This is a genomic window from Pseudomonas cyclaminis, from assembly GCF_015163715.1.
Lineage (GTDB): Bacteria > Pseudomonadota > Gammaproteobacteria > Pseudomonadales > Pseudomonadaceae > Aquipseudomonas > Aquipseudomonas cyclaminis.
Window position 1 is genome coordinate 43,903 of record NZ_JADDUM010000019.1, and the last position, 6,282, is coordinate 50,184.

At 53.1% G+C, this 6,282-nt stretch carries 6 protein-coding genes and 1 pseudogene; 3 read left to right on the plus strand and 4 right to left on the minus strand.

Going from position 1 to position 6,282, the window contains the following annotated elements; translation table 11 throughout:
* Window positions 1-23 precede the first annotated feature (23 nt).
* Entirely contained in the window at window positions 24-905 is an 882-nt protein-coding gene (locus tag IQK56_RS02255) for an NmrA family NAD(P)-binding protein (RefSeq protein WP_193861954.1), read from the minus strand.
* A gap of 543 nt (window positions 906-1,448) precedes the next feature.
* On the opposite strand from IQK56_RS02255, the gene IQK56_RS02260 reads away from it, so the two are divergent.
* The gene (locus IQK56_RS02260) at window positions 1,449-2,252 is read left to right on the plus strand and encodes an HD domain-containing protein (protein WP_193861953.1); all 804 of its coding nucleotides are present in this window, start codon (window positions 1,449-1,451) and stop codon (window positions 2,250-2,252) included.
* A 511-nt stretch (window positions 2,253-2,763) separates the two neighbouring features.
* Here the strand turns inward: IQK56_RS02260 and IQK56_RS02265 are convergent.
* A complete protein-coding gene (locus IQK56_RS02265; protein ID WP_193861952.1) occupies window positions 2,764-3,357 on the minus strand; it encodes a carbonic anhydrase in 594 nt (197 codons plus the stop codon).
* A 137-nt stretch (window positions 3,358-3,494) separates the two neighbouring features.
* Between IQK56_RS02265 and IQK56_RS02270 the strand changes: the two genes are divergently transcribed.
* Together IQK56_RS02270 and IQK56_RS02275 are read left to right on the plus strand one after the other, a co-directional pair.
* Window positions 3,495-4,112 (plus strand): TetR/AcrR family transcriptional regulator, encoded by a 618-nt coding sequence (locus IQK56_RS02270; RefSeq protein WP_193861951.1) that lies wholly within the window; start codon window positions 3,495-3,497, stop codon window positions 4,110-4,112.
* A 66-nt stretch (window positions 4,113-4,178) separates the two neighbouring features.
* Window positions 4,179-4,744 (plus strand): annotated as a pseudogene (locus IQK56_RS02275) (aldehyde dehydrogenase family protein).
* 459 nt (window positions 4,745-5,203) lie between these two features.
* On the opposite strand, the gene IQK56_RS02280 reads toward IQK56_RS02275, so the two are convergent.
* Window positions 5,204-5,554: a copper-binding protein gene (locus tag IQK56_RS02280; protein ID WP_193861950.1), complete on the minus strand. Its 351-nt coding sequence runs from the start codon at window positions 5,552-5,554 to the stop codon at window positions 5,204-5,206.
* Window positions 5,551-6,282, minus strand: a 732-nt coding sequence (locus tag IQK56_RS02285; protein WP_193901522.1) for an efflux RND transporter permease subunit, incomplete at its 5' end; no start/stop codon positions are given. The genes IQK56_RS02285 and IQK56_RS02280, both read right to left, overlap by 4 nt.

Consider the following 6,282-nt stretch of genomic DNA (forward strand, 5'->3'; position numbering starts at 1 on the left):
TTTTTGTGCCCTGGGTATTCAGGTCACACATACACGTCGCGGTACTTTTCCACGAAGGCCTGCACCGACAGAGCGGGCGTACCGGTAACCTTCTCTACTACGTCGTTCTCACCCGCAAAGACGCCCTCACGGTAGTTCTGAGCAACCTCGACCAAATGCTGCACGAGAGCCGCTGGAAACTTGTACTCGTGCTCCATCTTATGCTCGAACGCCTCGATTGATGTCGGTGCGTACTGGATTTCCGCGCCAAGCACTTCGCTCATGGCGGCGGCGATTTCGGTATGGTTCATTTCGACCGGGCCATGAAGGCTGTAGATCTTACCTTCGTGCCCCGCTGGGTTGGCCAGGATATGGGCAATCACCCGGCCTTGGTCGTCGGTCGCGATAGGCGCGTGGCGGCCATTTTCAAAGGGAAACTCGATTTTTTTCTTGGCCCAGATTTCTTTTGCAAAGTGAGGATACGCCAGCCAGTCTGCGAAAAAAGTGGGGCGAAGATGCGTTGTCGGTACGCCTGACCAGTCGAAAACGCGCTCTGATATCCAGTGATCCTGCGCTAGGTGACTTTTGGAATCGCGGCGCGCGGAGATCTGCGACATGTTCACGATTGCCTTTACCCCAGCCTCTTTCGCTGCCTGGGCAAAATAGGCTGCACCTTCGACGATCCCAGGTGCAAGTGGATAAAGGAAATAGGCCGAGCGAATTCCTTCCATTGCTGCACGAATAGCATCGATGTCGGTGAAATCGCCAATTGCAATTTCAACTCCGCGCTGGCGCAAAGCAGCAGCCCTTTCGTCGTCCGAACGCACGTAAGCGCGGACGCTCTTGCCCAGTTTAAGCAGCTCATCAATTGCTGCTGCGCCAGTCCGCCCGGTTGCACCGCTTACAAGAATATCTGCTGCGCTCATGTTCGTAATCCTCTCAATTGAATGGAGCATATGCTCGTTGATTCACGATAGGAGTATATGCCCCTATCTGGAACTCAAGATAGGAGCATGCGCTCCTATTGTCAATTAATGATCATGACCGTTCGGCGGGTCGACCAGTCTGGGGGACCCCGCTGCTTCTTTGCTACCGGACGCGGGGCCTTGTACTACTTGGGGTTAAAGCCTATTTAGTGGCCGATCCAATGGGTCCCCGAGCAGCATGCGACAACGCAAAAGGTCATCAATGTCACTTAGCCAGCGAAACCAGAAGGTGTCGATATCGACTCCGATTATGTCGATATCGCCATTGGTTACCACAAACCTCCCCCCGTATTCTCAGTCTCAAGCGGGTAGCTCTAAAGCCCGCGGGTAGCTGTCGCAAGATCGGAACGCAGACCCAGCGAGGTTCTCAGACCATTTTGCTTCGGCAGGACAGTAAAAAATCAAATCCCTACTTACAGCACTTTGCTGAATTGCAATAAGTAGTAGTCGCAACACCGTGACGAAAACGTCCAGGAGTTAAGAATGAAGATTGTGTCTAGCTCATCAAGCGCACTCGATGTTTCAGTCGGATCCGTGGAATGGGGAGAATCCACCAAAGGCATTCTCCGTGAGAGCGAACAAGTCCAGCTCATCGAAAACTTGAAGTACATATTTAGCCAAGAGAATCTGGATGCAGAACGCCACCGACTTGGCCTTCTGAATCCAAAGTACATTTCCATCGATGACCTTTTACCGCCTGATACCAAAATGGTCAGAGAGTCTCTAGCCTATGTTCAGGACTTGTATAAGCCGACTCTAATGAGACACTGCTGGCGCACCTACTACTTCGGATCAATGATCGCGTTGCACGATGGTATCGAATTTGACCGTGAACTAGGTTTCGCCTCGGCCATGCTTCACGACCTTGGCCTAACACCCACAGCTGACCCGCGACCGTGTGACTGTTGCTTCGCCGTCAACGGTGGCGTGCACGCACGAGACTTCCTGCTAGGACAGGGCTTCGCGCGCGCGCATGCCGATACGGTGGCGCACGCCATTGCAGTGCACCTTAATTATCACGTTCCGGCTGAGGAACATGGTGCAGAGGCATTCTTGGTTACGCGCGGCGCTATCTGTGATGTGTTCGGCACAGGTGTGTCACGAATGTCTCAACAATCAATAAAAGATGTGCTTGCCAAGTACTCCCGAGACGAACTCTACAGCGTATTCAGCGCGACAGCATTTGAACACCTCGTCGGCACGCGATTTGAAGTTTCATTTAAGGCCGTGACAAGTGGGCTGGTGGAAACAGTTCCGCACGCACTTGATTTACCTCCCTTCGTTTAATCTGCTTACAGAATGTCCAGGCTGCGACTTACTTAGTTAGTAGTTCCCAGCCTGGCTTCTGCCCTTCCGAAACATCTTATAAGCCCACTGACGTTGTGATGATCTTAATCAGTGTTCAAAATACAAACGAGTTGGACGTTTACAAGGAAAAGCTCTGTGGATACTTGTCTAGCATGCGATAAAGCGGAGCGCAGCGAGATCGTCAGCAGTAGGCTAAGGGAGAATACTGTAGCGAGTCGCCTACCAGACCTTCACGTGCGTGGTTAGCACAGGCGAGATGTCAGGGACCCAAGCGTCGGGGTTTTCATCGATCGCCTAAAACAGCTTAACAATTAAGTAAATAGTTCAACGTTGCCGTTCCACTCCGAGCGAGAGTCGGCAACGGCCGCACCGCCATTTATTCGGCGGTCGAGGGCTGTTCAATGAGAGACGTGCAGCCACCTGGGGGCTGAAGACCACATCCAACTGCACGTAAATACGGCGACCAACAATGTCAGTCGCCGCTCTGAAATCAGGCCTTGGCCTGGTCAGGAATGTCGCTCACTACCTCAGTCAGTTCCAGCGTATCGATATTGTAGAAGAAGCCGTAGATCTTCACGTGCGCTGGCACCCCTGGGTTTGCTCGAACAACTCCGACATCGTATTTGAGCGAGGTCTCGAAATCCGAAATGCAGATGCTGTCATGGTCAAACGCCGAGGAAATATCGCTGCCATGCTCATGTTTGAACGCGTCAATGATGCCTTCATTGGTGAAAGACGTAGCACCGCAGAATGAGTGGTGCACAACCACTACCCTTTCGATGCCGAAGAGATGGACCATCGTGGCGATCGACTGCACACCTGCGACAGCACGACCACCAGCGACAGACACTGGGAATAAGGTCGTCGTATGTCCTACCCGATTTCCAGCTTCATCAAGAACGTTCTCGCCTGGGTAAACCTCACCAAAATGCTTGGCAACAACGGCCGGTATTTCCGAAGCACGTGGATCGAAGCAGTGGATGACGATGGTGTTGAGACTCACCGCCTTGGCGAAGAGCGGACGGAACTCCGCTTCGTTGTACCAAGGCTGTGCTTTGAAAGAGAAATCATTGAAGTTGGGCATTTTGTGTCTCCAGCGCTCTTGAATATTTTGTGACTGGACCGAGCCAGTCAGCTAAAAGTACACAGATCTGTCTACTCTTTCAAGAAAAAGTAGACAGATCTGTTTACCCCTGCTACGGTGGAAGCTGGAGGATTTCCATGACGAATTTTGCTTCAAGTTTCAAAGACCTTCGCTTCGAGGACATTGCATCTCTCAAGCCACGGGATCGTATATTAAAGACGGCAATAATCCTCTTTAATGAACGTGGCGTGCACACCGTCGGAATTGATCGAGTTATTGCTGAAAGCGGTGTATCGAAGAGAACCTTCTATAATTACTTCCCTTCAAAGGCTGATCTGATTGCTGCCTATTTGGATTTTTGGCATTGGCTCCGTTTTACGAACCTGAACAAGTTCGCCGCGCGAGTGAGTGGCGATCCAAAAGCCGAACTCTTGGCGATCTTTGATTTCCTTGAATATTGGTTTTCAGAACAAGATTTCAGAGGCTGCGCATTTGCTCGCGGTCTGAATGACTTTAATGATGACGCATCGAAAATTTTACGCGCCAAAGTCAGCGTGCATTTCGTTGAATGGGCTAACTTCATTATGGCGCGCTTGTCCCTGTTCGTGGAACCCGAAAAGGCAGACATTATTCTCCCACAGTTTCTAAGCCTTATTACCGGAACTACCGTTGTTGCCCACGCCTCAGGCAATGTAAAAATCGCGCAACTAAACAAGCAGATAGCTGAAATATTATTAACTGCCAGAGCAGGCTAATTTTCCGGGCTGTACCGATCCTCGGCAGCTTCTTGATCCCACTTTTTCTTATCTTACCGCTTTGCGTTGCAGTACTTCACCAATAACTCGCCAGCAAATAGCCAACCAATTGCCGAATTCCCACGCTCCACTGCCGAAGACATCGACAAGGCCCTGGACGCTGCCCATGCCGCCGCCGATGCCTGGGACGCCACGTCCGCCTAGGCGCGCTCGTTGGTGCTGCTGAAAATCGCCGACCACATCGAGCAAAACCTGGAACTGCTGATAATCACCGAATCCTTGGACAACGGCAAAGCCGTTTGCGAAACCCTGAACGCCGACATCCCGCTAGCCGCCGACCACTTTCGCTACTTCGCCGGTTGCATCAGCGCCGCCGAATCGACGGCAATACTGTGGCCTACCACATCCATGAACCGCGGGGCGTGTTCGGGCAGATCATCCCGTGGAACTTCCCGATCCTGATGGCCGCCTGGAAACTCGCCCCAGCGCTGGCCGCCGGTAACTGCGTGGTGCTCAAGCCTGCCGAGCAAACCCCGCTGGGCATTACCGTGCTGGTCGCGATGCTTGATCACTATCAGCAGACAAAAAACCTGCTGGTGAGCTATGACATCAATCCGTTGGGGTTCTTCTAATACCTAGACGGTGGACGACTAGTCGAATGCCTGGACGCGCTCTGTAAATGGATGAGTGGACAGAGCACGTCAACCGATTCAAGACGCGGCTACGCCCCCGCCTAGACTATCGTTTTATTACATCAAGGGGCATTGGCGAACGTTTGCCTGGGTCGTTTTCTGTCCTTCACGACAGGCAGAAAGCGGCCCAGAGTGTGTAAAAACGCTTCGCCAAAATTGAAGTGTGCGCGTCTACGTTAAATCTGAAATTTATCGGCACGTCAGCAGATGTGGATTTCGCGTAGAAGCGCGATTTCCAGTCCAGCTTTGAGTGCCTGTCGCGCTCAAAAACGTTTTTACACGCTCTGGGTCAGAAGCAGCCATTCACGCCTCGTCTCCGAAGCGCTGATTTGCTGATTATTGTGAAAATGGTCAAACCGGCACGACGATGCGTGCCGGGCTACGAACAACATCAATATTTCATTTTTTGATGGAAACAATCGTTGCTTTTCCACCCTCTAGTCGGAAGGAAAACGATACACGGTCTCCCACCGAAAGCCCTGTCAACTGGTCCTCTGCCACGGAAAAGGCCATGGTCATCGGCGGCCATTGCACGGCCGGAACAGCGCCGTGAGCGAGGGTCACCGTATGTTTCGCAGGATCGATAGCCTTGATCGTGCCCTCGGCACTGGCGACAGGAGCTTGCTTCGATTCCTGCTTCATTTCCATGCCTTCCATACCGTCCATTTTCATTCCCGGCATGTCCTGCGCATGGGTAGCAAGAGAGAACACAGCAGCGGTGCTGGCAACTGCAATCAGGGTCAGTTTCATACGACTTTTCCTTCAAGGGTGACGGGTTCAATGGGGAGGTTTCGGCGGCGCATCAAGCGATAGGCCGCCGGAATGACAAACAGGGAAAGCAAGGGTGCCGTGACCATGCCGCCGACCATGGGCGCGGCGATGCGGCTCATCACTTCACTACCGGTCCCGCTGCCCAGCAAGATGGGTAACAGGCCCGCAATGATGACGGCCACGGTCATGGCTTTAGGCCGAACTCGCTGCACGGCGCCTTCGCGAATCGCCGCCACCAGTCCGCGTTCGGTCCTGTCGCCAAGGTCTTCACGTTCGGCCCAGGCATTCTTCAAATAGAGCAGCATGATTACGCCAAACTCCGCAGAGACACCGGCCAACGCGATAAAGCCGACCCCGGTGGCGACTGACAGGTTGAACCCCAACAGATAGAGGAACCATGCCCCGCCAGTCAGTGCGAATGGCAGAGTGGCCATGATCAGCAAGGCCTCATCGAAGCGGGCAAAAGTCAGGTAGAGCAGCACGAAGATGATCAACAGCGTGGCAGGCACCACCAGTTTGAGTCGTGCGTTGGCCCTTTCGAGAAACTCGAACTGCCCTGAGTAACTCAGGCTCATGCCGGGCTGCAACTTGACCTGTTCACTGACGACCCGACGCAGGTCGGCGACTACCGAGGCAATGTCCCGGCCACGCACGTCGATGTACACCCAACCAGAGGGTCGTGCGTTCTCGCTCTTGAGCATCGGCGG